General features: G+C 70.8%; 26 protein-coding genes and 1 tRNA gene. 9 read left to right on the forward strand and 18 right to left on the reverse strand.

Translation table 11 applies throughout. The features are described from left to right. Positions 1-153: 153 nt before the first annotated feature. Both QP090_RS15200 and QP090_RS15205 read right to left on the reverse strand, forming a co-directional pair. Positions 154-1,059, reverse strand: a complete 906-nt coding sequence (locus tag QP090_RS15200) for an acyltransferase (RefSeq protein WP_285939507.1) — start codon at positions 1,057-1,059, stop codon at positions 154-156. Positions 1,060-1,164: 105 nt separating this feature from the next. Beyond that, positions 1,165-1,659, reverse strand: a complete 495-nt coding sequence (locus QP090_RS15205; RefSeq protein ID WP_285939508.1) for a hypothetical protein — start codon at positions 1,657-1,659, stop codon at positions 1,165-1,167. Between the two features lie 160 nt (positions 1,660-1,819). Between QP090_RS15205 and QP090_RS15210 the strand changes: the two genes are divergently transcribed. Together QP090_RS15210 and QP090_RS15215 are read left to right on the forward strand one after the other, a co-directional pair. Beyond that, positions 1,820-2,344 (forward strand): peptidylprolyl isomerase, encoded by a 525-nt coding sequence (locus tag QP090_RS15210; RefSeq protein ID WP_285939509.1) that lies wholly within the window; start codon positions 1,820-1,822, stop codon positions 2,342-2,344. 47 nt (positions 2,345-2,391) lie between these two features. Continuing rightward, complete coding sequence (locus QP090_RS15215) at positions 2,392-3,369, forward strand: rhomboid family intramembrane serine protease (RefSeq protein ID WP_285939510.1); 978 nt, start codon at positions 2,392-2,394, stop codon at positions 3,367-3,369. A gap of 201 nt (positions 3,370-3,570) precedes the next feature. Here the strand turns inward: QP090_RS15215 and QP090_RS15220 are convergent, their stop codons facing one another. Beyond that, on the reverse strand, positions 3,571-3,879 hold the full coding sequence (locus tag QP090_RS15220) for a cell division protein CrgA (RefSeq protein WP_432763041.1): 309 nt from the start codon (positions 3,877-3,879) through the stop codon (positions 3,571-3,573). Positions 3,880-3,962: 83 nt separating this feature from the next. Between QP090_RS15220 and QP090_RS15225 the strand changes: the two genes are divergently transcribed. Genes QP090_RS15225 through QP090_RS15235 form a run of 3 tightly spaced genes read left to right on the forward strand, consistent with a single transcriptional unit; the run spans position 3,963 to position 5,529 of the window. Further along, positions 3,963-4,667: a DUF881 domain-containing protein gene (locus QP090_RS15225; RefSeq protein WP_285939512.1), complete on the forward strand. Its 705-nt coding sequence runs from the start codon at positions 3,963-3,965 to the stop codon at positions 4,665-4,667. A gap of 30 nt (positions 4,668-4,697) precedes the next feature. Then, on the forward strand, positions 4,698-5,324 hold the full coding sequence (locus QP090_RS15230) for a class E sortase (protein WP_285940090.1): 627 nt from the start codon (positions 4,698-4,700) through the stop codon (positions 5,322-5,324). Between the two features lie 10 nt (positions 5,325-5,334). Beyond that, a complete protein-coding gene (locus tag QP090_RS15235; protein ID WP_285939513.1) occupies positions 5,335-5,529 on the forward strand; it encodes a hypothetical protein in 195 nt (64 codons plus the stop codon). Positions 5,530-5,803: 274 nt separating this feature from the next. Here QP090_RS15235 and pknB read toward each other — a convergent pair whose 3' ends face one another. The 7 genes from pknB to QP090_RS15270 form a co-directional block, all read right to left on the reverse strand. After that, positions 5,804-7,606: a Stk1 family PASTA domain-containing Ser/Thr kinase gene (pknB, locus tag QP090_RS15240; protein ID WP_285939514.1), complete on the reverse strand. Its 1,803-nt coding sequence runs from the start codon at positions 7,604-7,606 to the stop codon at positions 5,804-5,806. A gap of 22 nt (positions 7,607-7,628) precedes the next feature. Next, positions 7,629-9,140, reverse strand: coding sequence for a serine/threonine-protein kinase (locus QP090_RS15245; protein ID WP_285939515.1), 1,512 nt, complete (start codon positions 9,138-9,140; stop codon positions 7,629-7,631). Continuing rightward, entirely contained in the window at positions 9,137-10,615 is a 1,479-nt protein-coding gene (locus tag QP090_RS15250) for a penicillin-binding transpeptidase domain-containing protein (protein WP_285939516.1), read from the reverse strand. Before QP090_RS15250 ends, QP090_RS15245 begins: the two co-directional genes overlap by 4 nt. A 158-nt stretch (positions 10,616-10,773) precedes the next feature. Beyond that, the gene (locus tag QP090_RS15255) at positions 10,774-12,432 is read right to left on the reverse strand and encodes an FtsW/RodA/SpoVE family cell cycle protein (RefSeq protein WP_285939517.1); all 1,659 of its coding nucleotides are present in this window, start codon (positions 12,430-12,432) and stop codon (positions 10,774-10,776) included. Beyond that, positions 12,433-14,031 carry a Stp1/IreP family PP2C-type Ser/Thr phosphatase gene (locus QP090_RS15260; protein WP_285939518.1) on the reverse strand — a complete coding sequence of 533 codons (1,599 nt, stop codon included), beginning with the start codon at positions 14,029-14,031 and terminating at the stop codon, positions 12,433-12,435. Then, positions 14,028-14,522 (reverse strand): FHA domain-containing protein FhaB/FipA, encoded by a 495-nt coding sequence (locus tag QP090_RS15265; RefSeq protein WP_285939519.1) that lies wholly within the window; start codon positions 14,520-14,522, stop codon positions 14,028-14,030. Before QP090_RS15265 ends, QP090_RS15260 begins: the two co-directional genes overlap by 4 nt. A gap of 11 nt (positions 14,523-14,533) precedes the next feature. Beyond that, the gene (locus QP090_RS15270) at positions 14,534-15,289 is read right to left on the reverse strand and encodes an FHA domain-containing protein (protein WP_285939520.1); all 756 of its coding nucleotides are present in this window, start codon (positions 15,287-15,289) and stop codon (positions 14,534-14,536) included. Positions 15,290-15,415: 126 nt separating this feature from the next. Between QP090_RS15270 and QP090_RS15275 the strand changes: the two genes are divergently transcribed. Beyond that, positions 15,416-15,498, forward strand: a tRNA-Leu gene (locus tag QP090_RS15275). A 614-nt stretch (positions 15,499-16,112) separates the two neighbouring features. Here QP090_RS15275 and QP090_RS15280 read toward each other — a convergent pair. Genes QP090_RS15280 through QP090_RS15290 form a run of 3 tightly spaced genes read right to left on the reverse strand, consistent with a single transcriptional unit; the run spans position 16,113 to position 18,738 of the window. Next, positions 16,113-16,928, reverse strand: a complete 816-nt coding sequence (locus QP090_RS15280; RefSeq protein WP_285939521.1) for an FAD:protein FMN transferase — start codon at positions 16,926-16,928, stop codon at positions 16,113-16,115. Next, positions 16,921-17,355, reverse strand: coding sequence for an FMN-binding protein (locus QP090_RS15285; protein ID WP_285939522.1), 435 nt, complete (start codon positions 17,353-17,355; stop codon positions 16,921-16,923). Before QP090_RS15285 ends, QP090_RS15280 begins: the two co-directional genes overlap by 8 nt. Positions 17,356-17,364: 9 nt before the next feature. After that, entirely contained in the window at positions 17,365-18,738 is a 1,374-nt protein-coding gene (locus tag QP090_RS15290; RefSeq protein WP_285939523.1) for a ferredoxin reductase family protein, read from the reverse strand. Positions 18,739-18,902: 164 nt separating this feature from the next. Here QP090_RS15290 and QP090_RS15295 point away from each other — a divergent pair, with 164 nt between their 5' ends. Then, positions 18,903-19,652 carry a response regulator transcription factor gene (locus QP090_RS15295; protein ID WP_285939524.1) on the forward strand — a complete coding sequence of 250 codons (750 nt, stop codon included), beginning with the start codon at positions 18,903-18,905 and terminating at the stop codon, positions 19,650-19,652. 250 nt (positions 19,653-19,902) lie between these two features. Here QP090_RS15295 and QP090_RS15300 read toward each other — a convergent pair whose 3' ends face one another. The 4 genes from QP090_RS15300 to QP090_RS15315 form a co-directional block, all read right to left on the reverse strand. Further along, positions 19,903-20,388 carry a hypothetical protein gene (locus tag QP090_RS15300; protein WP_285939525.1) on the reverse strand — a complete coding sequence of 162 codons (486 nt, stop codon included), beginning with the start codon at positions 20,386-20,388 and terminating at the stop codon, positions 19,903-19,905. Positions 20,389-20,679: 291 nt separating this feature from the next. Next, the gene (locus QP090_RS15305; protein ID WP_285939526.1) at positions 20,680-21,453 is read right to left on the reverse strand and encodes an ABC transporter permease; all 774 of its coding nucleotides are present in this window, start codon (positions 21,451-21,453) and stop codon (positions 20,680-20,682) included. Further along, entirely contained in the window at positions 21,450-22,397 is a 948-nt protein-coding gene (locus QP090_RS15310) for an ATP-binding cassette domain-containing protein (RefSeq protein ID WP_285939527.1), read from the reverse strand. The genes QP090_RS15305 and QP090_RS15310 overlap by 4 nt, the downstream gene beginning before the upstream one ends. Positions 22,398-22,425: 28 nt before the next feature. Then, the gene (locus QP090_RS15315) at positions 22,426-23,088 is read right to left on the reverse strand and encodes a DUF4097 family beta strand repeat-containing protein (RefSeq protein WP_285939528.1); all 663 of its coding nucleotides are present in this window, start codon (positions 23,086-23,088) and stop codon (positions 22,426-22,428) included. A 221-nt stretch (positions 23,089-23,309) separates the two neighbouring features. On the opposite strand from QP090_RS15315, the gene QP090_RS15320 reads away from it, so the two are divergent. Further along, positions 23,310-24,065 (forward strand): GbsR/MarR family transcriptional regulator, encoded by a 756-nt coding sequence (locus QP090_RS15320; protein WP_285939529.1) that lies wholly within the window; start codon positions 23,310-23,312, stop codon positions 24,063-24,065. Positions 24,066-24,104: 39 nt separating this feature from the next. On the opposite strand, the gene QP090_RS15325 is transcribed toward QP090_RS15320, so the two are convergent. Further along, positions 24,105-24,467 (reverse strand): metalloregulator ArsR/SmtB family transcription factor, encoded by a 363-nt coding sequence (locus QP090_RS15325; protein WP_432763042.1) that lies wholly within the window; start codon positions 24,465-24,467, stop codon positions 24,105-24,107. A 157-nt stretch (positions 24,468-24,624) separates the two neighbouring features. On the opposite strand from QP090_RS15325, the gene QP090_RS15330 reads away from it, so the two are divergent. Further along, complete coding sequence (locus QP090_RS15330) at positions 24,625-26,157, forward strand: FAD-dependent oxidoreductase (RefSeq protein ID WP_285939530.1); 1,533 nt, start codon at positions 24,625-24,627, stop codon at positions 26,155-26,157. Positions 26,158-26,218 lie beyond the last annotated feature (61 nt).

The raw sequence follows: 26,218 nt of genomic DNA on the forward strand, positions 1-26,218 counted from the left end.
CGAGGGCCCCGTCCATTGGGCGGGGCCCTCGGCATGTCCGCTCCGCTCACGCTGCCAGATGGCGACGCCACGAGAGCAGCGCCCTCCGGCGGGGGACGGCGATGGAGCAGCCGGGAGACCGCGGGGATGGCGGGGATGGCGGGGGACGCCGGGTCAGCCGGCCTCTTCCCGCAGCCGCTCCTCTTCCCGGGGCAGCGCCGCGTCCAGGGGGCGCTCGTCGCTTCGGCGCGGGCCGGCCTCGTCGCGGGCGGTGGTGTCGCCGTCGCCGTTCCTGGCGCTGCGGGCCCGGTCCTCCTCACGCAGCTTGTCCTGGAGGATCTGGAGGCCCTCCAGACCGTCCACCGACAGTGCGGCCAGCTCGTCCAGGGAGATCAGCGACTGGCCGCGCAGCGGCGGCTGCCAGCCCGCCTCGGCGTCGTGGGTGCGCAGCACCTTGGCGGGGACGCCGCCGATGACCGAGTGGTCGGGGAACTCGCCGCGGACGACGGCGCCGCCCGCCACCGCCACGTTCCGGCCGAGCCGGGTGCCCGGCAGGATGATCGCGCCGGTGCCGATCCAGCAGCCGTCGCCGATCACCACCGGGTTGTTCTCCGGCCACTGCCGCCCGATCGGGGTGTCGAGGTCGCCATAGGTGTGGTTCTGGTCGGTGATGTAGACGTTGGGACCGGTGAACACGTCGTCGCCGATCTCGATCGACTGGTGGCCCACGATGTGCGTGCCGCGCCCGAGTGAGCAGCCGCCGCCGATCGTGACCACGATGTCGGGGCCGAGATCGAGGCCCGGGACGAACCCGGCGGAGATCGTGACGTGCGTCCCGACCAGGGTGTGGTCGCCGATCGAGATCCACGGCTCGCCGTAGATGGCGCCCACCGGGAAGCCGATGCAGGCGCCCTCGCCCAGGTAGGCGAACTTGCGCCGGCCGGGCGTGTGCGGGGTGATCTGGCCCTGCCGCTGGAGCCACTCCCAGCCGTGCTGCACGGCGAGGTGCACGCCCTGCCGGGCCCGGATCCTGAGCCGGGCGGCCACGGGCGGCCGGGTCGAGCGCGCTTTCGGCGACATGGCGTTTACCGTACCGGTTAGTAGAATGTCCCGGAATCGCCCCACCGTCCTGGCCGCAGGGGAAGGGCCCGGCCGAACCGGCCGGGCCCCGCCTCGGGCGATCTCCTACCGTGGAGCGCGGACCTGCCCATCGACCTCGGACTCGGCCAGGACGGCCTTGTCGTCGAGGTCAGTGGCGGGGTCGGCGAACTCCCGGTCGTTGCCGCGCCTGGTCAGCACCGCACCGGCGACGCCGATGGCGGCGACCGCGGCCAGCAGCATCAAGGCGGTGTTCCGCCTCCGCCGCCGGGGCCGGGGCGGTTCGATCCGTCCGGCGGCCTCCTTCATGACCGACCCCATGCGGGGAGCCAGGTCGGACTCCACGTACCGGGCGGCCCGTTCGAGCCGCGGTGCGCTCCAGCCGCGAGCGACCAGGACGCGGTCGGCCGCGACGTCACGCGTACGCTGCGCCGCCGGCCCGATCCGTACCGCGGCGGTCGAGGCGCCCTGCCGGGCCGCCTCCGCGCCGTACCGGGCCGCGTCCGCGCCTTGGCGGGTCGCTTCCTGAACGCGCTCGAACCGCGAGAGCACCGCGCGCTGCGGCTTCCGGCGGCTACTCATCTTTAGGGACACGCTAACCTCCCTGTTTGCGAGGTCCTGCCAAGCAGCCTTCCCTGAGAACGGGGGGTAAACCCTGAAAGCGCGATCACACGGTCACGCACAGTAGGTGGGGGTCGGCAGGCCCGACATCGAAATCAGCCACTTCACGAGGAGGCCAGCCGTGGCCAACGAGATCTTCGCGACGCTCAACACGTCGCTCGGCAAGATCGTGATCCAGCTCTACCCGGAGCAGGCGCCCGAGACCGTCGACAACTTCGTCGGCCTGTCCGAGGGCACCAGGACCTGGACCGACCCGAGGACCGGGGAGAAGTCCACCGCGCCGCTCTACAGCGGGATCATCTTCCACCGGATCATCCCGGACTTCATGATCCAGGGCGGTGACCCGCTGGGCACCGGCACCGGCGGTCCGGGCTACGAGTTCAAGGACGAGTTCCACCCCGACCTGAAGTTCAACAAGCCCTACCTGCTGGCGATGGCCAACGCCGGGGCCGGTACCAACGGCTCGCAGTTCTTCATCACCACCAACGTCGCGGCGACCGCCCACCTGACCGGCCGGCACACCATCTTCGGCAAGGTCATCGAGGGCACCAACGTGGTGGACGCCATCAGCGCCGTGCCCACCGGACGCAACAACCGCCCGGTCGACGACGTCGTGCTGGAGTCGGTGACGATCGAGCGTCGTTAGACGTCGTACATGGTGAGACCCCGCACCGCCCCTGACGGAGCCCAGAGATGAGCACTGAATCCAGCCCCGCGCCCGAGACCTCGGTGCCGACCTGCTACCGGCATCCGGGCCGGGAGACCTACGTGCGGTGCACCCGCTGCGACCGCTACATCTGCCCGGAGTGCATGCGGGACGCGGCGGTGGGGCACCAGTGCGTGGACTGCGTGGCCGAGGGGCACCGGTCGGTGCGCCGGCCCAGTGCGCCACTGGGCGCCCGGCGGGGCGGGGCGGCGGCGGTACCGGTGGTGACGTACACGCTCATCGGGCTGTGCGTGCTCGCCTACCTCGCCGAGATGGCCTCGTCCGCGGTGGTGCGCGACTTCATGATGGTCGGCCAGGGCGTGGACGCGGGCGGCCGGATCGTCGGCGTCGCCGAGGGCCAGTGGTACCGGCTGTTCACCTCGCTGTTCCTGCACCAGCAGAACGGCGGGCTCGGCATCACCCACATCCTGTTCAACATGTGGGCGCTGTGGGCGGTCGGCCCGGCCCTGGAGCAGGCGCTCGGCCGCTGGCGCTTCCTGACCCTGTACCTGCTGTCCGGGCTGGGCGGGTCGGTGCTGCTCTACCTGGTCGAGCCGAACGGCGCGGCGGTCGGCGCCTCGGGTGCGATCTTCGGCCTGTTCGGCGCGTTCTTCGTGATCGGCCGGCGGATGGGCGGGCCGGTCGGCCCGATCGTGGTGCTGCTGGTGATCAACCTGGTGATCACCTTCTCGGTGCCGGGGATCTCCTGGCAGGGCCATGTCGGCGGGCTGGCCACCGGCGCGCTGCTCGGGGTGGCCTTCGCCTACGCGCCGGCCGCGAGCCGGCACATCGTGCACATCGCGGCGCCGGTGGCGGTGCTGGTGGTGTTCGCGGCGCTGGTGATGGTCAAGACGGCCGATCTGCACGCCGCCATGGGCGCCCTGGGCGGCCTGCCCGGCGCTGCGGAGCCGGGGGTGGCGGAACAGGCGTCAGGGGCGCTGTCCGGCCCGTCCGGGCAGGACTGAACGCGCGGATGCCGCCGCGCCCGAGGGGGCGGCGGCATCCGCTTCACCCGGCGGCGTCCGCCCTGCCGGGCGGCGGCCGCTTTCGCATCGTGCACGGCGGTGATCGACCTGTGGAAAACCCGGCGGAAACCGGTCGGTCATCCCCAGCCTGTGGATAACTCTGGTGGATTCAGGCGACCCGGAAGCGGGTAGCGCCGTCGCTCAGCGCCACCGGGTCGACAGGATCACGCCCAGGATGATCGCGGTGAAGCCGATTCCCAGGTTCCAGTTGTGCAGGTCGCTCATGACCGGGACGTCGGTGCCGGTGCTCGCCGTCACGTAGAAGACCGCGATCCAGACCAGTCCGATCAGCCAGAGGGTGACCATCGTCGGCACCAGCCAACGGGGGCTGACCTCGGGCGCCTTGGACTTCTGCGGCGGCGTGTAGACGGCCTTCTTGCGCACTTTGGACTTGGCCACGTGGGATCGATCTCCTCGGGCGGCTGGCGGCCGGAGCGCCGGTCCGCGCATGGGTGGTTTGTCGGTTAGCGTAGTCGCTGGTGAGCAGCGTACGGCGTCGAACGTGGGGAAGCATCATCCCAGCCCTCACGCTTGTGGCGGGAACCTTGTTCGCGGCGAGCGCGAGCACGGCCCGCGGCACCAGCCTGCGCGATGAGGGACGCACCCGGATCACCGAGCTGATCACCGCCGAGCAGCGCCGCACCCGGCACGAGCGCGATGACTACCAGCGGCTTCGCCGCGAGGTCGACGGGATCTCCCGGCAGGCCGGCCGGCACGACGCCCGGGTCAAACGGGCCCAGGCTGAGGCCGACAGGCTCGCGGCCCGGTCCGGATTCGGCCCCCTGGACGGTCCGGCGATTCGCGTCGCGCTGGACGACGCGCCGCAGCCCAAGACCGGCGAACTGCCCCGCGGTGTCGGCCCGGACGATCTGGTGGTGCACCAGGCCGACGTGCAGGCGGTGGTGAACGCCCTGTGGGCCGGCGGGGCCGAGGGGTTGCAGATCATGGACCAGCGGCTGATCTCGACCAGCGCGGTGCGGTGCGTGGGCAATACCCTGATCCTTCAGGGGGTGGTCTACTCGCCGCCGTTCCGGATCACCGCCGTCGGTGACCCGTACCGGTTGCGGGCGGCACTGGACGCCTCCCCCGAGATCTCGATCTACCAGAAGTACGTACGCGAGTACGGGCTCGGCTACTCGGTCCGCACTGTGCGCAAGGCCCGTCTGCCCGCGTACACCGGGAACGTGACCATGAAGCACGCGACGGTTCCGGACCGGCCGCCGGCGGGCGGCGGCTGAGACGACGTCGAAGGGGGACGCGCGGTGCGGATGGTGATCCGTGGCCTCGGCGAGTTGTGCATCACCGCCGGACTGATCCTGCTCCTGTTCGTCACCTACGAGCTGTGGGGGACCGGACGGTACACCGAGCAGCAGCAGAGCCGGCTGGGCGACGAGCTCGCGAAGTCGTGGCGGTCGCCCCGGGTCACCACCGAGAAGGTGAAGCTCGGCAAGGGGCTGGCGATGATCCGCATCCCCCGGCTCGGGCCGAAGTACCGGTTCGTGGTGATCGAGGGCGTCGACGTGGCCGACCTGCGCAAGGGGCCCGGCCACTACCCCGGGACCGCGCTGCCGGGCCAGGTCGGCAACTTCGTCGTCTCCGGCCACCGGACGACCTACTCGGCCCCGTTCAACCGGGTCGGCGAGCTGCGCGCCGGCGACGAGATCCTCATCGACACCCGGGCGGAGCAGTTCCGGTACCGGGTCACCGGCCGGAAGATCGTCAAGCCGACCGCGGTCGACGTGACCGCGCCCGTCCCCGAGCACCCCGGGCGCAAGCCCACCGAGCGGCTCCTCACGCTCACCACCTGCCATCCGAAGTACTCCGCCGCCGAGCGGATGATCATCTTCGCCGAGCTGGCCGCGGAGACCCGCCGGGCCGCCGCCACCGGGAAGTAGGAGGCCACCGATGTACGCCTGGATCTGGCGGCGGCTGCCGGGAGGGTGGCGGACCAGGGCCGGGATCGCCCTGGCCCTCGTCCTCGTGTTCGCGGCCGTCCTCTGGTACGCGGTCTTCCCCTGGCTGGAGCCGAAGGCGCAGTTCGACCACGGCGTGGTCAACGGGACCCCGGCCTCCCCCACCGCCCCCGCTTCACCGGGCTGATCCACCCTCATTCGCGCGGTTCGCCGGTATGTGGCGAAAAAATCTACTGAAACCCGTAACGTCCGGGGTTGCTGGAACGAAGACCCTATTGAGGGCTTCCGCCATTGCCCCCGAGTGGCGGAAGCCCTCTTTGACGTCCAGGCCCGGGTCCGGTTCGTCCAGACCCGCCCGGTCCGGTTCGATGTGGCGGCCGGCGGTCTCGGCCGGAGCAAGCGAAGGGCCCCGCACCCGTTCCCGGGTGCGGGGCCCTCGGCGTTCGCGGGCTCGCTCAGCCTCAGCCGAGCGGGCCGGTGGCGGGCGGCGTCTCGACGGGCGGGCTCGCCGGCGGGGTCGTCGGCTCCTGCGCCACGAAGATCGTCACCGTCTCGCCCGGAGCGACCGTCGCGTCCGGGGTGGGCACCTGGTCGTACACCAGGCCCGGGGAGACCTGCTTGTCGGGCGGCGGCACGCCCGGCGTCACCTTGCACTTGAGCCCGAGCGCGGAGAGCTTGGCGCAGGCGGCCCGCTGGCTGCTGTTGAACAGCGTCGGGACCTTGATCTGGCTCGGCCCGGCCGACACGTACACGGTGATCTTCGTCCGCTTGGGCTGCTTGCCGCCGGCGGGCGGGTCGGTCCTGATCACGTCGAGCCGCTTGACGGTGTCGTTGGTCTGGATCTCCCGCCTCACCTCGAAGCCCTTGGCCTCCAGGATGCTCTCGGCCATCGCGTACGACTTGCCGGTCACATCGGGGATCTCGACCTCCTCGGGCGGCTTCCGGCCCTTGGAGACGACCAGGTTCACCGCGGTGCCCTCGTTGACCCGCTTGCCCGGCTCGGGATTGGAGCTGATCACGAAGCCGTCGTCGACCTCGGTGCTGAACTCCTCCTCGGTGCTGCCGATCTTGAGCCCGACCTTCTGCAACCGGGCGGTGGCGTCCTCCTGCTTGACGTTGACCACGCCGGGCACCGCGACCTGCTTGACCTCGTTGCCCTTGCCGCTGGTCAGCAACCAGCCGATCAGCGCCATGCCGCCGATCACCAGGACGGCGAGGCCGAGCCACAGCGCGACCTTCCGGCCCGCTCCGTCGCGTTCGGGACCCCGGTCGTCGTAGTGCGCCGGGGGCAGGTCGTAGCCGTTGCCGCCGCCCTGGGGCTGCGCCTGCGTGCGCTGCATCCCGTCCGGGACGGCGCCCATCACCTGGGTGCCCTGCGGCTGCCCGGCCATCATCATGGTCGAGGCCGCCGTGGACGACACCGGCTGCCCCTGGAGGACCCGCTGGATCTCCTGCCGGAACTCGTTGGCGTTCTGGTACCGGTGGTCGGCGTTCTTCGCCATCGCCTTCAGCACCATCGCGTCGGCCCACTGCGGGATGCTCGGGTCGACCTGCGACGGCGGGACCGGCTCCTCCCGCACGTGCTGGTAGGCGATCGCGACCGGGGAGTCGCCGGTGAACGGCGGCTGCCCGGTGAGCAGCTCGTACAGCACGCAGCCGGTGGAGTAGATGTCGCTGCGCGCGTCGACCCGCTCGCCGCGGGCCTGCTCGGGGGACAGGTACTGGGCGGTGCCGATCACCTGGGCGGTCTGGGTCATGGTGGAGGCCGAGTCGGCCATCGCGCGGGCGATGCCGAAGTCCATGACCTTGACCTCGTGCCCGCGGGTCAGCATCACGTTCGCGGGCTTGATGTCGCGGTGCACGATGCCGCCGCGGTGGCTGTAGTCGAGCGCCCGCAGGATCCCGTCGGTGATCTCGAGGGCCTTGTCGGGCATCAGCGCGCGGTTCTCGTGCAGCAGATCGCGCAGCGTGCTGCCGTCGACGTACTCCATCACGATGTACGGGATCGAGGTCTCGCCGATGGTGTCCTCGCCGGTGTCGTACACGGCGATGACGGAGGGGTGGTTGAGGGACGCCGCCGACTGCGCCTCGCGGCGGAAGCGGGCCTGGAAGGTCGGATCCCGGGCCAGGTCGGAGCGCAGCGTCTTGACCGCGACCACGCGATCGAGGCGTAGGTCCCGGGCCCGGTACACCTCGGCCATGCCGCCGCGCCCGGCCACGCTCTCGAGCTCGTAGCGACCGCCGAGCAGCCGAGGTTGACTCATGTGTGCACTTTCCCTCGTACGTCTACACCCTGTCCTCCGAACCTAGTCCCCCACTGTCGGTGGGCGAGGGATCAGGGCTCGGAGTTGACGGAGTCGTTGTGCTCCCCGTCGGTACGGGTGTTGGATCTGGGGCGCTGGGAGTCGCCCTGGACGGTTTCCTTGTCGGCTTCGGTGAAGGGGACGTGCCGGTCGGTCTCGGCGTTGTCGTGCGGCTCTTGCCCGCCGGGGACCTCCTGGTCGGGTGGCCCGGCCGCACGACGGTGTGCAGGGGCGGAGTGGCCGGTCTGACCGTGGTCTCGCTGTCGTTCACACCGGCCGGCGCGGACGGGAGTGGATCGCGTTCGTCCCGGACGAGGCCGGCGGGCACCAGCCCCCGCCACATCGAGCCGACCACGATGGCGCCGACCAGCAGGATCCCGGCGGCGACCGAGGTGTAGACGAGCGCCGTGCGCCGTTGCCCGGTCACGCCTCCGGAGGTGAGGCTATCCTCCGCGCCGCCCGCGTCCAACCCCGGCGCCTCGCTCTGGCGGGCAGAAGCGACCTTAGCGGAGGTCTTGACCGGCTTCTTCGCGGCCCTCTTCGGCGACCGCCCGTCACCGGACGCGGCGGCACCCGAGACCGGATGGGCGCCCGAGACCGGATGGGCACCGGACGCGGTGCCGGCCGCAGTGCCGGACGACCGCCGCGCGGCCGAGCGCGGCGGCGGGCTGACACCGGCCACCAGCGCCTCGCGGATCTCCAGCGCCCGGTCAGCCACCAGGCCCGCGCTCCCGGGACGCTCGGCCGGCGCCTTCTCCAGCAGATCGGCGACCAGCTCGCACAGCGCCGCCGGGACCTCCGAGGGCAGCGCCGGCGGCGCGTCCCGGACGTGCTTGAGAGCGATCTCGACCGGGGTGTCGCCCTCGAACGGCGGCCCGCCGGTCAGGCACTCGTAGGCCACCACGCCCAGCGAGTACAGGTCGGCGGCCGGCGTGATCTCCTGCCCGGACGCCTGCTCGGGCGAGATGTAGTGCGCGGTGCCCATGACCATCCCGGTCTGGGTCTGCGAGGCCATCGCCAGCCGCCGCGCGATCCCGAAATCGGTGATCTTCACGGTGCCGTCCGCGGTGACCATGAGGTTGGCCGGCTTGACGTCGCGGTGCACGATGTCGGCGGCGTGCGCCGCCGACAGGGCCTCCGCGACCTGCGCGATCAGGTCGAGCACCGCCGGCGGGGCCAGCCCGCCGGTGCGCTCCAGGATCTCGGCGAGCGGATCGCCGGGCACCAGCTCCATCACCAGGTAGGCGCGGTCGTCGTGCTCGCCGAAGTCGTAGACCTGCGCGATCCCGCCGTGCCGCAGCGCCGCGGCGAACCGGGCCTCGGACCGGAACCGGCCCTGCACCGACCGGTCCTCCATCAGCTCCTGGCGCAGCAGCTTGATCGCCACGTCCCGGGCCAGCGCCTGGTCGACGGCGTGCCAGACCTCGCCCATCCCGCCGGTGGCCAGCCGCTCGAGCAGCCGGTACCGGTCGTTCAGGACGAGGCCGGCGTTCACTTCTTCAACACCTGAGCCATGATCGACGCGGCGATCGGGCCGGCCCCGGAGGCGCCGTCGCCGACGCCCTCGGTGACGACGGCGAAGGCGTACCGCGGCTTCTCGATCGGGGAGAACCCGACGAACCACCGGGAGTTGGGATTCCCGGCGCCCTGCTCGGCGGTACCGGTCTTACCGGCGATGTGCTGCCCGGCCAGTTTTTTGGCGGTGCCCTCGCTGACCACCGCGCGCATCATGTCGGCGAGCTGGTCGGCGGTGTCGGCCTTCATCGCCTGCGAGAACATCGAGGGCGAGGCGTTGTAGATCTCGCTCTGGTCCGTGGCCCGCGCCTTCTGCACCAGGTACGGCTTCATGATCTTGCCCTTGTTGGCGACGGCCGAGGCGACCATCGCCATCTGGAGCGGGGTGGCCCGCACGTTCTCCTGGCCGATGCCCGAACGGGCGGTGCCGTCCTTGCCGGTCGGGATGTCCTTCTGCGTGCGCGGGTCGAACACCGAGACCGGCACGTCGCTCTCGGCGGCCGCCACGTCCGGCTCGACCATGACCTTGCGGTTGAAGCCGAACTTGGTCGCGCCCTGGTTGAGCTGCTCGATGCCGAGCTTCAGTGCCAGTTCGCCGAAGGTGCTGTTGCAGGACTCGGCGAAGGCGCCCCTCAGCGGGGCCTGGCTGCCGCAGTTGCCGGTGTCGTGCGAGTTCGGCAGCGGCTTGCCCGACTCCGGCAGGATGAGCTGCCCGGTGTTGACCACGCTGGAGCTGGAGAGGCCGAGCTGCTCCATCGCGACCGCCGCGGTCACCGTCTTGAAGGACGAGCCGGGCGGGAACGTCTGGCTCATCGCGTTGTCGATCAGCGGCTTGATCACGCCCGGCGCGCGGTCGAGCTCGGCCAGCCGCTTGCCGCCCTTGGTCTTCTGCTGCGGCGCCACCTCGTTCGGGTCGAACGAGGGGTAGGAGGCCAGCACCTGCACCGCCCCGGTCTTGATGTCGACCACCGCTGCGCCGGCCCGCCGGGACGTGCCGGCCTTCAGCCGCTGGTACGCGGTCTGCTGCGCGGCGGTGTTGAGCGACAGCTCCAGGTTGGCGCCGTCGGGCTTCTTGCCGATGAAGGTGTCGAACCACCGCTGGTGGGTGATCCGCTTGTCCTTGCCGGTCAGCATCGAGTTGTAGGCCAGCTCGACCTTGGTCGGGGAGCCGTTGAAGTACCCGGTCACCGGCGCCCAGACCGGGCCGTTCTTGTACGTGCGCCCGTACTTGGGGGAGTCCTCGTGGGTTTCTGGCGAGTCGACGAGCACCTGCCCGTCTGCGATGATCCTGCCCCGCGGCGTCTTGAACACGTCCGCGTACTTGCGCGAGTTGAGACTGTCGCTCTGGAGGTCCTCGGCCTGGCTGCCCTGGACGTAGTTGACCTGCGCCATCAATCCGAAGAGCAGCAGCAATCCGAAGATCGCCACGCGCCGGATCGGCTTGTCCATGTTCATCGGGCCTCGCTCCGCTCGTCACCGAGCACGTCGGTGCTCATCCGGCCTCGCCCCGCTCGTCGCCGAGCGGGTCCGGGAGGGCGCGGGCTCATTCGGTCCCGCTCCGCTCGGCGCCGAGCGGGCTCGGGAGGGCGCTGCTCGTGTTCATGGGCGGGAAGTCACCTCGTACTCACGATCTGGGTCATGCCCTCGTCCTGGATCGCCTGAGGGGCGGGCTTGCGGGCGTCGTGGCTCATCCGGACCAGGATCGCGATCACGATCCAGTTGGCCATCAGGGACGAGCCGCCCTGGGACAGGAACGGCGTCGTCAAGCCGGTGAGCGGGATGAGCCGGGTGACGCCGCCGACGATCACGAAGACCTGGAGGGCCACCACGAACGACATGCCGCCCGCGAACAGCTTCAGGAAGGGGTCGCGCGCGGCGACGGCGGTCTTCATGCCGCGCTGCACGATCAGGGAGTAGATCAGCAGGATCACCATCAGGCCGGTGAGGCCGAGTTCCTCGCCCATCGAGTCGAAGATGAAGTCGCTGAACGACAGCGGCGTCCGCCAGGGTTCGCCCTGGCCGAGGCCGGTGCCGAGGACGCCGCCCTGGCCGAGCGCGAACAGGCCGTTCATCAGCTGCGCGCTGTCGGAGTACTCGCCGCCGAGCTGGTCACAGGCGTAGTAGCCGGGAGCGATCTGCCCGGTCTGCCTGGCCTTCTCGGTCTCGCCGGCCTTCTGGTAGTCGGCGACCTTCTGGTCGAGGACCTGCTTGTACTTGATGAAGGTCTCGGAGCCGGGCTTGACCGTCTCGACCTTGCCGCTCTCCAGCAGGCAGCCGCCGTCGTAGTACGGCTTGGGGTTCTGCCAGATGTCGATGCGCTGGTTGACGTGGCCCATGAAGGGCAGCAGCGTCGCGACGAACACCCCGACCGCCAGCAGCCCGACACCGATCATTACCCAGGACGCCCGCTGCGTGGCGATGTAGAGCATCGACACGAACAGGCCGAAGTACAGCAGCGCGGTGCCGAGGTCCTTCTGCATGAACAGCACGCCCAGGCAGAAGATCCAGATGACCACGATCGGGCCGAGGTCGCGGCCCCGGGGGAGGCTGAACGGGCCGACCTTCTTGCCGATCAGCGACATCGCCTGCCGCTTGTTCACCAGGTAGCCGGCGAAGAACACCACCAGCAGCAGCTTGGCGAACTCGCCCGGCTGCACCGAGAAGCCCGCGACGTTGATCCAGACCCGGGCGCCGTTGATCTCGGCGCCGATGCCCGGCACGATCGGCAGCAGCAGCAGGATGACCGCGCCGAGGCCGATCAGGTACGTGTAGCGCTGCGCGGTCTTGGGGGTGAAGGAGAGCGGCGCGTCGCTCTTCTCGGTGTCCCGCATGATCAGCAGGGCGATCACGAACAGCGCGATGCCGATGAACGTCCACATGAGCTGCGTAGGCGCGTTGGCCTCGTCCTCGAGCAGCTTCTTGCCGGTGATGGCCGCGTTGGCGACGGCCTTCCTCTTGTCGAAGCTGGTGTCCAGGTCGAGGCGGTAGATCATCGCCAGGCCGAGGCCGTTCAGCGCGACGGCGAGCGGCAGCAGCAGCGGGTCGGCGTACGGCGCGAACTTGGACTGCACCAGGAACGCGGCGAACGCCAGCACCACAAGGCCGCCGCCGTACAAGAACATGCCGGCCGGGAGTTCGCCGTCACGGGCGAGGCCGACCTCGGCGAAGGCCGACAGCGTCAGCACCATCGCGAAGACCAGCAGGGCCAGCGAGGCCGCGCTGCGGCGCTGGTAGGGCAGGTGCGCCCGGATCTGCTCCCCGATCGAAGCCATCTACTCGCCCCCTCCGGAGGACGGACAGCCCTGCGGCGTGGAGGTCTTGTTGGACTTGCAGGCGGTGCGGTGCTCGCCCAGCTCGGTCAGCTTGGCCTCCGCCGCGGCCCGGGTGGGGAAGACCAGAGCGCCCTTGGTGATCTGCTCGCGGTCGCCGTTGGGCAGGTCGGCGACCGGGATGGAACTGTCCTTGATCTTGGTCTCGCCGCAGTTCTTCTGTCCCTTGCCCTTGGTGATGACGACGTTGCCGTTGCTGCCGGGCTCGACCGTCAGGGCGTACTTGCAGACCATGTTCTTGAGGTCCTGGACCGCGCCGGGCCCCTTCACCCTGAAGGTGTTCTTGACCTCTTGCTGCTTGTCCTCGGGGAGGTCGGCGACCAGGATCGGCGGCTTGGGCTGGTCCTTGGGGTCGGCCTCGCGCGACAGGCTCAGCCCCGGAATCTTGTCGGTGGTGCCCCGGTAGAGGACGACCTTGCCGCCCTCCTCGCCGATGTAGTAGCCGCCGCGCACGTACTGGAGGGCCACGACACCGACCGCGACGATGCCCACCACGGCCACGCCGGCGACGACGATGAGCCACGTCCACTTGCGCCCGGAGCCGCGCTTGGCCCTGCGGCCGGACTGCGGCTGCGCCATGGCGCCCTGCGGCGGGGCGCCCGGCATCGGATCGTTCAGCGGGGCGGGCGCGGGCGGCGGCATCTCGTCGACCGCCACCGGCGGTTGCGGCATCGTGTCGCGCAACTGCGCCGCGCGGCCCGCCGGGGTGTCGGCCGAGCCGCCCGAGGAACCGGGCCCTCCGCCGGACGAATCCGGCGGCGCGGCGTTGGCCGCCGCGCCGACCGAGTGCCCGGGGCCGCTGGTCGGCTGCTGCCGGCTCAGGTCGACGACGTCGGCCACGACACAGGTGATGTTGTCGGGGCCGCCGCCGCGGTTGGCCAGGTCGATGAGCTGGCGCACCGCCTGGTCGGGCTCGTCGACGTCGGTCAGCACCTGGAAGATCGTCTCGGCGGTGACCACGCCGGACAGGCCGTCCGAGCACAGCAGGTAGCGGTCGCCCTCCTTGGCCTCGCGCAGCGAGAGGTCGGGGTCGACCTCGCCGCGGCCGTCGAGCGCGCGCAGCAGCAGCGACCGCTGCGGGTGCGTGGCCGCCTCGTCGGGGCTGATCCGGCCCTCGTCCACCAGCGACTGCACCAGCGTGTGGTCGTGGGTGATCTGGAACAGGCTGCCGTCGCGCAGCAGGTACGCGCGGGAGTCCCCGATGTGCACCAGCGCGATCTGGTCGTCGGCCCACAGCATCGCGGTCAGCGTCGTGCCCATGCCCTGGAGCTTGGGCTCGGTCTCGACGATGCGGTGCAGGTTGTCGTTGGCCGTCTTGACCGTCTGCTCCAGCGCGGCCAGCAGCTCGTTCGCGGGCAGATCCTGGTCGAGCTTGCGCAGCGCGTCGATGGCGGCGGCACTGGCGATCTCGCCACCGACGTGCCCGCCCATCCCGTCGGCGACCGCGAGCAGGTGCGAGCCCGCGTACGCCGAGTCCTCGTTGCCCTCGCGCAGCATGCCGACATCGGAGCGCGCGGCGTATCGGATTCCCAGAGTGGTCATTTGCGCAGCTCGATCACGGTCTTGCCGATACGGACCGGTACGCCCGGCGGCACCGGCATCGGCCGGCTCACCTTCGTGCGTCCGAGGTACGTCCCATTGGTCGAGCCGAGATCTTCCACGATCCACTGACCGTCCTGCGCATAAAGTCGGGCATGCCGGCTCGAAGCGTAGTCGTCGGTCACCACGAGCGTGGCGTCATTGGCCCTACCGATCGTGATGGGCACGTCAGTGAGATCGATGACCATACCCGTCCGTTCGCCCTGGACGACGACCAGCTTGGTCGGGGCGCCCCCGCGCGCCGGCTGGGCGCGTGGTGGCTTGGGCTGTCTCGCCGCCTTCGCGGGCCGCGGCTGAGCCGCCCGCGTGGCGGCCTTCGTGGCGGCCTTCGAGCCGAACAGGTCGGCCCGGATCACGCCGACGGCCGCGATGACGAAGAGCCACAGCACCGCGAGGAACGCCAGCTTGATCAGCGTAAGGGTGAATTCGGACATCGGAGTCGGGGTTACTCCCTATCGCGGCGGAACACAAGGGTTGTCCGGCCCATCGTGACGCGGGAGCCGTCGACGAGAGTGACCCGTCTGATCGGCTGTCCGTTCACGAATGAGCCGTTGGTCGACCCTAGATCCACGAGGACGATTTCGGGACCTTCTACGCGGATCTCGGCATGGTGCCGGGACACGCCTGGATCGACGAGTCGCAGGTCGCAGTCGGTGCCGCGACCCAGCAGAGTGACCGGGGTGTTGACCTCGTACGTGCGTTGAGTCGCGTCGGCCCCCTCCAGCGCCGTGGTGACCAGCAGCCGGGGATGTCCGCCGAAGACGCCTCCCCGCCCCCCCTGGGGCACGTCGCTCACCGGCTGGCGGATCTCTCCGCCCTCCACGGTCGAACCGCGGATCACGCCGGATCGGATGCGGAACATGCCCGTGGCGAGATCGCCGGCGTTCTCGAATCTGACCCGCACCGGACCGACGAAGGAGTACCCCTGCTCCTTCGCGTACTCGCGTGCGAGGTTGGCCAGCTCCTGGCTCAGGCTGTCGGCGTACACCTGCAGCCGCTGCCCGTCCTGCTGGGAGATCTCGACGACGAAGTCGTTCGGGACCAGCGTGCGGCCCTGTGCCACGATCGCCGCCCGATCATCCATCTCGCGCTGAACAGCGCTGGCCACCTCGACCGGCTGTAGCTCGGACTTGAAGGCCCGGGCGAAGGCTCCTTCGACCATGCCCTCGAGCCGTCGCTCGAAGCGCTGAATGACGCCCACGGGCACCTCCCTTCCCCACTCCTAGACGATCGTATCGGTGTGAAGGTTCGCTCGAAGTATCTGGATACCTAACCACTGCTCGGACCGTGCTAGCCTTTTTGAGCACCCGAGAGGGGCGCGGCACCCGGGCGGGTGGCGGAACGGCAGACGCGCACGGTTCAGGTCCGTGTGTCCGAAAGGACGTGAGGGTTCAAATCCCTCCTCGCCCACTCGAGGGGTACCGACGAAAGTTGGTCCCTCAGAGTGACGTAACAGGCCCTGGAGCGGCAAGCTCCGGGGCCTTTGCTGTTGTGGGCGGTTCCCGCTTGGTGCTTGGGGTGTGTTCGGACGTGCCAGGGCCGGGCGGCTGCGGTAGCCGCCCGGCCCTGACGCTTGAATGCACCGCCATTGCGCGACTCTCCGCAGGCCCGAGCCACAGCCGCATCCCCGTGGCCACAGAGACCATAGGGTGAGCCCGCCGCCGTAGGCGAGATCGTCGACGCGGCCGGCATGGAACGCTCAGCGGTCTCCCACCAGCTGCGTCGGCCTGGCCTGGTCGTCGGCGACCGGGGCGGGCAGCGCATGTCCACCGGCTCCACGACCACCACGTCACCGCCCTGCTGGACGAAGCCGTTCAGCACAGCGAGCACTCGCCGGCCGACCGGCGGCCGATCGAGGACCTGATGGCCAAGGGTCCCCTGGGCCGCCGTCTCGTCTTCGTGACCGACGACGGCGACGCCGCCTTCGAGCACATCCGATCCGCGGCCCGAAGGCGGCACCCTCCTGCGCTGGAGTGTCCCGGTCGATCAGGGCCGCGCGGAATAGAGCGCTCGGCTCCGCCCGCTCAGCCGGGAAGGAGATCCAGACCGTCGCGCGTGGTGAAGCGTTCGAAACCCGACGTCCGCCAGGCGGAATGGTCTCGGGTGACGGCGAGCGCCTCGATGCCCGGCCACGCCTCCGCCCAGGCGCGCGCGTCCGCGCCCATGACGAACGCCGCCGTGGCGAGGGCGTCCACGTCGGTGAGATGCCGCCCGACCAGAGTGATCGACGCCAGGGCGGTGGCGGCCCGCCCGGTGCGGGCGTCGATGATGTGGCGGCCCCGTTCGGCCGTCCCGGACGTGGCGACGGCCAGATCGCGGCCGGAGACCACCGTGATCAGTTCGCCGGGCTCCAGCGGGTCGGCGAGTCCCACCCGCCAGGGTTCCCCGGGCGCGGGTCCACCGCACAACTGGACGTCGCCGCCGCCGTTGATGTGGTGGTCGGGCAGCCCCGCCTCGGTGAGCAGGGCGGACGCCCGCTCGATGGCCCACCCCTTGACCAGTCCGCTCGGGTCGAGCCGGCCCCGAGGCGCGACGGAGAACCTGCCCGCGGTGGCGGCGGCCATGGTCTCGCACCGGTCGAGCACCTCGGCGACTTCGGGGTCGCAGCCGGCCACGGTGATCTCGCCGCGGGCGAGGCGGCTGATCTGGCTGCCCGGCCGGTAGGTGGAGAAGACCGCGTCGACGTGGTGCAGCCAGCCGGTGGCGCGCTCCAGCGCGGCGGTGACCGCCGGGGCGTGCGCCGCGGGTGCGGCGCCGTCCTGGCCGGGGACGCGGATGTCGAACGAGAACACCGTGCCCATGACGCGCTCGACATGGCGGATCGCCGGCCGTTCACACATGCGCCTTGTCCAGCGCGCTCTGGAGGGACGCGGTGTAGCCCTCGCTGGTGTACGTGGCGCCCGAGACGGTGTGGATGCGGGCGTTGCCCGTCGCCAGCGCCTCCCGGGTGAGCTTGGGCACCGCATTGGCCGCGAGCTTCCGGTCCTTGCTGTTCTCCGATGGGAGCCGCAGCGTGCGGACCGCCGTCAGATGGCCTTGGGACACGGTGATCTCGACCTGGACCGGCCCGTACTCCGTTTCGATGCTCTGCCCCCGGAACACGCCGTGCGCAGGCTTTCCCTGCGCTGCTCCGCCTCCTGGGGTCGGTGGGGCGGGCGGCGGGGCGGGTGGCGGCGCCGCGACCGGGCTGTGATGCGGTTTCAACGACAGGAGCAGGGCGATGCCCGCGGCGGAGGTGCAGGTGATCAGAGCGGCTCGGCCCAGCATCGGTCCTCCTCAGAACTCGAACGTCTCGTGGCGGATGTCGCGCCGCCGCACTCCGGCCGCCTTCAGTGCGTGCTTGGCCGCCGCCGTCATCCCGGGCGGACCGCACAGGTAGACGTCGCGTTGTAGGAGATCCGGGACGAGTGCGCGGAGCTTCTCCGCGGTCAGAGAGAGTGAGTGGGCGGCGGGCTCGTCCACGAAGTAGTGCGCGCGGGTCCCGCGGTCCGCGGCGATCGCGTCCAGTTCGCCGCGCAGCGCCAGGTTCTCCGGGCGGCGGGCGAGGTAGACCAGGATCACGTCGCCGGGCAGCGTCTCGAACAACGCCCGCAGCGGAGTGATCCCGACGCCGCCCGCGAGCAGCAGCGACTTGTCGTGGTGGGGACGGGCCCCGGTGAAGGCGCCGTAGGGCCCCTCGGCCCACACGCGGGTCCCCGGCCGAAGCGCGGCCAGCGCGCGGCTGTGGCCCCCGGCGTCCTTGACCGTGATCCGCAGATGGTCCTCGCCCACCGGCGCCGACAGCGAGTACGGGTTGGCCGACCAGCGCAGGCCGGGGGCAAGGAAGCGCCAGCGGAAGAACTGTCCGGGCTTGGCCCCCATGTCTTCCAGATGCTGTCCGGACATGTACACCGACACCACCTCGGGCGCCTCAGTGCGCACGCCGGTCACCCGCAGGTCGTGCCGAAGCCCGCGCCGGATCGGGACGACGAACCGGAACCAGACGAGCGCCAGGGCGACCGAGATGTACAGCGCGTACCAGACTGCCCGGGCCCAGGCCGAGTCCACGAACTGGGCACCGGTCGCGAGCTGGTGGAAGAACACCAGGAAGACCGCGATGTAGGTGGAGAAATGCACAAAGTGCCAGATCTCGTACCGCAGCCGGCTGCGCGCCACCCTGGCCGAGGTGATCCCGACGACGAGCAGCAGCAAGAACCCGACCGTCGCCTTCAGCATGTCGGGATAGTCGAAGAGGATCGTGCCCGCCTGCTCGATGACGCCGGTGCCCGCGGTGATCGCATACCCCCAGATGATCAGGAGCGCGTGCACGATGATCAGCGAGATCGTGTACCGGCCGCCCAGCGCGTGCCAGCGTGCCAGCCGGTCGGTGCCGACGCCGTGTTCCAGCGCCGGGATCCGGCTCATCAGCGCCAGCAGCACCGCGCATCCGTACCCGGCCAGCAACCCGGTGATCCGGCCGGCGTTGGTGAGCCAGCCGTCCAGGCCGGCGACGGCGGGAGTGCTCTGCCACCACAGGACGAGTACCAGCGCCGCGCCACCGAAGATCAAGATCAGCGGCCAGGAGGACGGCAGCCGCCGCATTCGGCGCAGAAGGATCGCCCCGAGGCTGGAAACACGCTCGCCCGCTCTGATCGAACCGGTCGCGGTCATCGCAAGCCTCCACATTCCCGATGGCCGGATGGCGCTGGGCGAGCCCGAGCCCCGGCGATGCGACCACCCTGCCAAGGCGACCTCTGTAATCCCTCTGAGACGATGGCCCTGGCACCCCTTGGACCGATTTCGGAGGAAACGCAGAGGTCGGAGGCTGGAGCACGATGAGAAACGCCGACGATCACGCTCGCGCGCTCGGGGAGTTGCGGAGGACCGACGGCGGACTGGTCCGCGCCCTCGTCGTCGACGACGAACCGGACCTGGCCGAGGTGCTGTCGCGGATGCTGACCCAGGAGGGCTGGGCGGTACGCACCGCCGTCGCCGGTGTCCGCGCCCTGGAGATCGCCGCCGAGTTCCGGCCTGACGCCGTCGTCCTGGACGTGATGCTGCCCGACCTCGACGGCTTCGAGGTCCTCCGGCGGCTGCGTTCCGAGGCGCCTGAGGTGTGCGTGCTGTTCCTCACCGCGCGGGACGCCGTCGAGGACCGGATCGCCGGGATCACCGCGGGTGGCGACGACTACGTGACCAAGCCGTTCAGCCTGGAAGAGGTTCTCGCCCGGTTGCGCGGCCTGCTGCGCCGCGCGGGCATGGCACGCCGGGTCGGCGACGCGGACCTGCTCACCGTCGGCGCGCTGACCATGGACGAGGACGCCCGGGAGGTCACCCGGGACGGCACCGTCGTCGAGCTGACCCCGACCGAGTTCGAGCTTCTGCGCTTCCTCATGCGCAACCCGCGCCGGGTGCTGAGCAAGGCCCAGATCATGGACCGGGTGTGGAGCAACGACTTCGGCGGGCAGGCCCACGTGGTCGAGCTCTACATCAGCTACCTGCGCAAGAAGATCGACGCGGGCCGGCAGCCGATGATCCACACCGTGCGCGGGATCGGATACGTGCTCAAACCGGCGGCGGGATGAGGATCGGCGCGGCGGCGCGGGACGCGCTCGTCGCCCGGCTCACCGGCGGCACGATGTTCCGGACCGCCATGGCACGCACCGAGGCGGAGCGGGCCGTGCCGTTCACCACCGGCGACCGGGCTCGCCCGGCCGCCGTCGAGCCCGACGGCGGGGCGAGTGCTGGGCGGGCGGCTCGCCGACCTGATCGGGACCGAGCGGGTGGTGCTCGCCGGCCGGCCTGCGGCCGATGACCGAACCGGGCCGCGGGCCGCTACTGGGTCTCCTGGACGAGGGTGGCGGCCTGGCCGGAGAAGCGCACGTTGACGTTGTGCGGCGAGGTCTTCGCCCAGTCGTCGAATCCGTCGATGCCGCACCTGGAGGACTCGGCGGGCGGGGCGGAGCCGTCCGGGCACTGGCCCCCGGCGACGATCACGGTGGTGCTGTCGGCGGTGAAGAAGACGACGTCGCCGACGGTGAACTTGCCCGGCGCGAGGTAGCGCAGCCGTCCCCACTTCGACCCGATCTGCTGGCCGCCTTGCGCGACGGGAGTGTGCTGGGCTGTCGGGGCGCCCGAACCGCCCGAGTCCCCAGGGGCGGAGGTTTCGCCCGGAGCGGAGGTGCCGCCCGGCGCGGGCGCGGAGTCGGTGGGCGACGAGGGCGCCGCCGCGGAGTTGCCGCCGCCATCGCCGATGCCGCCGCAGGCCGTCAGGCCGAGCGCCAGTGCCGCCGTCACCCCGGTGATCGCGATCTTCCGCATGGGGCCTCGCTCCCGTCCTCGGTGCGCGATCTTCTTGATCGCGCTGTGCTGGGTGAGATGCCGGCGCGGGCCGGCGGGTTGGCGCGTCGGGATGTGATCAATCCGACCCGGTGCGTTCCGAACCTGCGGGCCGGTACGGGCGTCAGGATGTCCCGGCGGCTAGAGAAGTCGCGCAGTCCCGGATCCTTCTCGCGCGGCCTGTGCGGCCTGGGCGGGGGGAACGCAGCCGCGCCGAAGACGCTCAGGGCCGTCAGACCTGTTGGTCTGACGGCCCTGTCGGCCGGTTCATGGTCACGCCTTGTTGAAGGTGTTCTTGGCCCAGAGGTAGGAGACGACGGCGATGCCGGCGCACCAGGCGGTGGCGATGGCGGCGCTGTTGCCGATCGGGGTGCCGAGGAGGAGGCCGCGGACGGTTTCCATGATCGGGGTGAAGGGCTGGTACTCGGCGAACCAGCGCAGGGCGGTGGGCATGGAGTCGGTGGGGACGAAGCCGCTGCCGAGGAAGGGGAGCAGGATCAGGGGCATGGGGGCGTTGCTGGCGGACTCGGGGGTCTGGGCCTTCAGGCCGAGGGCGACCGCCAGCCAGGTGATGGCCACGACGAACAGGGTGAGCAGGCCGGCGGTGGCGAGCCACTCGACGGCGGTGGCCTTCGGGTCGAAGCCCATGACCAGGGCGACGCCGATCAGGACGGCCATGCCGAGGAGCTGCTGGATCACGGCGCCGACGACGTGGCCGGTCAGGATCGACGGCCGCCAGATCCGCATGGTCCGCAAGCGGGCGATGATGCCTTCGGTCATGTCGCTGGCGACCATGACCGCGGTTCCGGTCGCGGCTGTCGCCACGGCCATGAGCAGGATGCCGGGGACGACGTAGTCGACGTAGGCCCCGCGGCCGCCGCCCAGGCCGGCGCCGAGGGTGCCGCCGAAGACGTAGACGAACACGAGCAGGAGGATGACGGGGGTGGCGACCAGCTGGATGGTCATGGAGGGGTAGCGGATGAGGCGTTTGAGCTGGCGCCGGATCATGGTGGACGAGTCGCGTGCGGCGAGGGCGAGGGTGCTCATCGGTTGGTCTCCTGCTTCTGGCCGGTGAGGGTGAGGAAGACGTCGTCGAGGTCGGGGGTGTGCACGCTGAGATCGGCCGGTTCGATGCCCGCCGCGTCCAGTCGGGTGAGCAGTTCGCGCAGTGCGGCGACACCGCCGTCGGAGGGGACCTGGAGCGTGAGCCGGTCGTCGTCGGACGGGTCCACGAAGCCGCGGCCGAGCGTGCCGAGCGCGTCCTTGAGCGTGTCGTCGTCGGTGAACCGCAGCGACACGTGGCCGCCGGGGATGAGCCGCTTGAGCTCTTCGGCGGTGCCTTCGGCGATCAGCCGTCCGTGGTCGAGGAGGGCGATGCGGTCGGCGAGCTCGTCGGCCTCCTCGAGGTACTGGGTGGTGAGGAAGATGGTGACGCCGCTCGCGACGAGTTCGCGCACGATCTGCCACATGGAGCGCCGGCTGCGCGGGTCGAGGCCGGTGGTGGGCTCGTCCAGGAAGATCAGGCGGGGGTCGCCGACCAGGGTCATCGCCAGGTCGAGCCGGCGCTGCATGCCGCCGGAGTAGGTCGCGGCGGTCTTGCCCGCGGCGTCGACCAGGTCGAAGCGCTCCAGCAGCTCGGCGGCCTTGCGCTTGCCGTCCTTGCGGGACAGGTGGTGCAGGTCGGCCATGAGGAGCAGGTTCTCCTCGCCGGTGAGCAGCTTGTCGACGGCCGAGTACTGGCCGGTGACGCCGATCGCGCCGCGCACGTCGTCGGGCTGCCGGGCCAGGTCGAACCCCGCGATCTGGACGGTGCCGCCGTCGGCCGCGATCAGGGTGGACAGGATCTGGACGGTGGTGGTCTTGCCTGCCCCGTTCGGGCCGAGCAGGGCGAAGACGGTGCCTTGCGGGACGGTCAGGTCGATGCCGTCGAGCACGACCTTGTCGCGGTAGGACTTGCGCAGCCCGTTCGCCGCGATGGCCAGGTCTTTCATGGGGGGCTCCTAGGAGAAGGGGTGCGGGTCAGAGACTGCGGGCGGTGATGTCGCCGTAGGCGGTGGTCGCGCGGATGTCGAGCTGGGCGGAGCCGTCGTTCTTGAGCGCGTTGCTGACGCGGCCGTAGGAGGTGCCGGCGTCCAGCGAGGCCGAGACGCCGGGGGCGGCGCCGACCGAGATCGCGCCGTGCCCGGTGCGCAGGGTGACCGTGCCGCTCACGGCCTCGGTGATCCGGATGTCGCCCTTGCTGGAACTGATGTCCGCGGGGCCGCCCAGGCGGCCGACCTCGACATCGCCCGCCTCGATGGTGAGGCGGACGCTCGCGGCCTCGTCGATCTTGATCTGGCCGTGCGCGCCCTTGAAGGCGATGTCGCCGAGCCGTCCGACGACCCGGAACTCGGCGCTGGCGGCCTTGGCCTCGATGTGCGACCCGGCGGGCAGTTGGACGGCCACCTCGACGGATCCGGAGGCGCCGAACAGCTGGTTGGTCTCCGGGGCGTGGATCCGCAGGACGCCGTCGCCGTACTCGACCGTGATCTGCTCCGCGGCCTTCACGTCGCGGCCCTTGGAGGCGTTCGCGGGCCGGACGTCGACCGCGGTGTCGGCGCGGTCGGCGGCGATGAACTGCACGCGCCCGGCGGGGATGTTCAGGACGGCGGAGATCGGTGCTGTGGTGTCGAACTTCTGCATCGTGCTCTCCCTGCGGCTCTTCGTTTCGAACAACGCAAAAGCTACGTTGCTTTCCAAATTCGTTCAAGCAACTCGTTGCGACTCAACTTCATTCATGCAGGTCAGAGCCATGGAATCGTTGCAGTGGAGGTGAAGGCTAACGCAATTCCGAGAGTCGTCGTTGCGATGAGATGCCGGTGAACGCTAAGGTGAAGACCTCAGGGAGCATGAAGGAGAACGCGATGCCCGCAGGCAGGCTCACCCAGCAGGACCGCCAGCAGATCGCCGTGGGGCTGGCCGACGGCCTCGCCTATGCGGAGATCGCCAGACGGCTCGATCGTCCGACCTCGACGATCACGCGTGAGGTGATGCGCAACGGCGGTCCCACCGCCTACCGCGCCGACCTGGCCCACCGCGCCACCGAGCGCCGCACTCAGCGGCGCAGGCAGGCCGCGCCCCGGGGGGCGGAAGCGCCCCCGCAGGTCCACGGACGCGACGCCGAGGCCGTGCGCGAATTCGAGGAGACGTTCACCACCGTCATGATGGCCTCCGGCCTGCCCAAGATGATGGCCCGGGTGCTGGTCTGCCTCTACACCATCGACTCCGGCAGCCTCACCGCGTCCGAGCTCGCCCAGCGCCTCCAGGTCAGCCCGGCGACCATCTCCAAAGCGATCGCGTTCCTGGACGGTCAGAACCTCGTCCGCCGGGAACCCGGCGAACGCCGCCGTGAGCGCTACTTCGTCGACGACGACCTCTGGTACCAGGCGATGGTGGCCAGCGCCCGGTCCAACACTCAGCTCGTCGAGACCGCGCGCCAAGGCGCCGGCATCCTCGGCCCTGGCACCCCGGCCGCCGTCCGCCTCGAGAACGTCGCCCGCTTCCTCGACTTCGTCGGCGAGAGCATGACCCGCGCCTCGGAGCAGGCCCGCGAAGTCCTCTACACCAACACCGAAGCGACCTCGGACGGCACTGCCGACCCAAGTTCGGACCGCGGATAGACGGCCGACGCGAGAGCGCGGAGCCGGACGGCGAGCTGGTCAGGCGGGAGTGAGTTCAGGCAGGGCGAAGAGGCCCGACAGGCGGCTCAGCGCCTCGGGCACGGCCCGGTAGTACACCCACGTCCCGCGTCGCTCGCCTTCGATCAGCCCGGCCTGGCGCAGCACCTTCAAATGGTGGGAGATCGTCGGGCCGGTCAGCTCGAACGGGCCGGTCAGGTCGCACACGCACGCCTCGCCGCCCTCGTGCGAGGCGATCAGGTTCAGCAGCCGGAGCCGGACCGGGTCGGCCAGCGCCTTGAACACCCGGGACAACTCCACCGCCTCGGCCTCGGCCATGACCTCCCCGGTCAGCGGCGCGCAGCAGCCCGGCGCGGTCTCGTCCTCAAGCTCCGACTCGGACATGGCTCTAATTTGACATCTATCTATCCAGCGGGGCAAACTCGCGGCTACTTAGACAAGTATCAAAACAGCGGGTCGGATGAAGAGGCCGCGCACCCGGATCACCAGCCCCGCCCCGAGCGAAGCGGCCGGGTCCAGGTGCAGGGATGAGGAGATCTTCGTGAGTGAGAACGAGCAGTCCGGCTCCCAGGACGATGCCGCCGGCGGTGGGCTTCCGGTCGTGGTGATCGGGGCCGGGCCGATCGGGCTGGCCGCCGCGTCGCACCTGGCCGAGCGCGGCCGGGACTTCATCGTGCTGGAGGCCGGGGACACCGCCGGTGCGGCGGTCTCGCAGTGGGGACACGTCCGGCTGTTCTCACCGTGGCGATACGACACCGACGCCGCCGCCCGTCGCCTGCTGGAGCCCACCGGATGGGCCCTGCCCGCCCCCGAGGCACTGCCGACGGGCGCCGAGCTGGTCCGCGACTACCTCGCGCCGCTCGCCGCGGTCCCCGCCCTCGCGAGCCGGATCCGCACCGGCACCCGCGTGGTCGCCGTATCCCGGCGAGGCGTGGACGCCACCCGCACCATCGGCCGCGACGAGCATCCGCTGCTGGTGCGCACCCTCGATGCGGCCGGACGGGTCCGCGACATCACCGCCCGTGCGGTCATCGACGCCTCGGGCACCTGGGGCCGTTCCAACCCGCTCGGCCATTCGGGGCTGCCCGCGCCGGGCGAGGAGCAGGCGGCGCCCTACCTCACGGGGCCGCTCCCCGACGTCCTGGGCCGCGACCGTGACCGCTTCGCGGGCAGGCACAGCCTGGTCGTCGGCATGGGCCATTCGGCCGCCAACACCCTGCTCGCCCTCGCCGAACTCGCCGAGGCCGAGCCCGGGACCCGCATCACCTGGGCGGTGCGCGGCGATTCGGTCGCCCGGCTGTACGGCGGCGGCGACGCCGACGGACTGCCCGCGCGCGGCGCGCTCGGCTCCCGGCTGAAGAAGGCCGTCGACGCCGGTGCGATCGAGCTGATCCGTGCCTTCACCATCACCGGCTTCGCCGCCCTCGCGGGAGGCCCGGCGGCCGGGTCGCTCACCGTCTCCGGCACGACCTCCGCGGGTGAGCGCCTGATCTCGACCGACACTGTGGTGGCCGCGACCGGATTCCGGCCCGACCTGGACATGCTGCGCGAAGTCCGCGTCGAGCTCGATCCCGCGACCGAGGCGCCGGTCCGGCTCGCGCCGATGATCGATCCCGACTTCCACTCCTGCGGGACCGTCCCGCCGCATGGCGAGCGCGACCTGGCCCACCCCGAGTCCGGTTTCTACATCGCCGGGATGAAGAGCTATGGCCGCGCCCCGACGTTCTTGATGGCCACCGGATACGAGCAGGTCCGTTCCATCGTCGCCGCCCTGGCCGGGGACCGGGCCGCCGCCGACGCCGTCGAACTCGACCTGCCCGAGACCGGTGTGTGCTCCACCGACCTGCCGGGTGAGGACGAGGCCGGCGGCGGCTGCGGCAGCTCCTGCGGCACCGAGCCCGCGACCCTGGCCGAACCTGTGGACGAAGTGGCGGACGGCCTCACGGCCGAGTCCCCGTGTTGTGGCTCCACTCCGCAGCCGGTCTCCATCGGCGCCCCCGCCGATGCCGAACTGGGGTTCGCCACCGGACGCCTTCATGGCCGCTCCGGTGACACTGGACGCACTGAAGCCTGATCCGGCCGTCCGCCCGGAGTTCACGTGAACCGCGCTTCCCGCGCCTCGGCGGTGACCTCGG

Source organism: Actinomadura xylanilytica (assembly GCF_030283145.1).
Taxonomy (GTDB): Bacteria; Actinomycetota; Actinomycetes; order Streptosporangiales; family Streptosporangiaceae; genus Spirillospora; species Spirillospora xylanilytica.

Bases quoted from the DNA above. Each gene is read 5' to 3' on its own strand.
- QP090_RS15280 (WP_285939521.1), bottom strand. From the start codon at position 16,928: ATGTGTGAACGGCCGGCGATCCGCCATGTCGAGCGCGTCATGGGCACG.
- QP090_RS15305 (WP_285939526.1), bottom strand. From the start codon at position 21,453: ATGAGCACCCTCGCCCTCGCCGCACGCGACTCGTCCACCATGATCCGG.
- QP090_RS15260 (WP_285939518.1), bottom strand. From the start codon at position 14,031: ATGACCACTCTGGGAATCCGATACGCCGCGCGCTCCGATGTCGGCATG.
- QP090_RS15230 (WP_285940090.1), top strand. From the start codon at position 4,698: ATGGTGATCCGTGGCCTCGGCGAGTTGTGCATCACCGCCGGACTGATC.
- QP090_RS15310 (WP_285939527.1), bottom strand. From the start codon at position 22,397: ATGAAAGACCTGGCCATCGCGGCGAACGGGCTGCGCAAGTCCTACCGC.
- QP090_RS15295 (WP_285939524.1), top strand. From the start codon at position 18,903: ATGAGAAACGCCGACGATCACGCTCGCGCGCTCGGGGAGTTGCGGAGG.
- QP090_RS15200 (WP_285939507.1), bottom strand. From the start codon at position 1,059: ATGTCGCCGAAAGCGCGCTCGACCCGGCCGCCCGTGGCCGCCCGGCTC.
- QP090_RS15215 (WP_285939510.1), top strand. From the start codon at position 2,392: ATGAGCACTGAATCCAGCCCCGCGCCCGAGACCTCGGTGCCGACCTGC.
- QP090_RS15300 (WP_285939525.1), bottom strand. From the start codon at position 20,388: ATGCGGAAGATCGCGATCACCGGGGTGACGGCGGCACTGGCGCTCGGC.
- pknB (WP_285939514.1), bottom strand. From the start codon at position 7,606: ATGAGTCAACCTCGGCTGCTCGGCGGTCGCTACGAGCTCGAGAGCGTG.
- QP090_RS15250 (WP_285939516.1), bottom strand. From the start codon at position 10,615: ATGAACATGGACAAGCCGATCCGGCGCGTGGCGATCTTCGGATTGCTG.
- QP090_RS15265 (WP_285939519.1), bottom strand. From the start codon at position 14,522: ATGTCCGAATTCACCCTTACGCTGATCAAGCTGGCGTTCCTCGCGGTG.
- QP090_RS15325 (WP_432763042.1), bottom strand. From the start codon at position 24,467: ATGTCCGAGTCGGAGCTTGAGGACGAGACCGCGCCGGGCTGCTGCGCG.
- QP090_RS15290 (WP_285939523.1), bottom strand. From the start codon at position 18,738: ATGACCGCGACCGGTTCGATCAGAGCGGGCGAGCGTGTTTCCAGCCTC.
- QP090_RS15320 (WP_285939529.1), top strand. From the start codon at position 23,310: ATGCCCGCAGGCAGGCTCACCCAGCAGGACCGCCAGCAGATCGCCGTG.
- QP090_RS15255 (WP_285939517.1), bottom strand. From the start codon at position 12,432: ATGGCTTCGATCGGGGAGCAGATCCGGGCGCACCTGCCCTACCAGCGC.
- QP090_RS15205 (WP_285939508.1), bottom strand. From the start codon at position 1,659: ATGAGTAGCCGCCGGAAGCCGCAGCGCGCGGTGCTCTCGCGGTTCGAG.
- QP090_RS15285 (WP_285939522.1), bottom strand. From the start codon at position 17,355: ATGCTGGGCCGAGCCGCTCTGATCACCTGCACCTCCGCCGCGGGCATC.
- QP090_RS15315 (WP_285939528.1), bottom strand. From the start codon at position 23,088: ATGCAGAAGTTCGACACCACAGCACCGATCTCCGCCGTCCTGAACATC.
- QP090_RS15220 (WP_432763041.1), bottom strand. From the start codon at position 3,879: ATGCGCGGACCGGCGCTCCGGCCGCCAGCCGCCCGAGGAGATCGATCC.
- QP090_RS15235 (WP_285939513.1), top strand. From the start codon at position 5,335: ATGTACGCCTGGATCTGGCGGCGGCTGCCGGGAGGGTGGCGGACCAGG.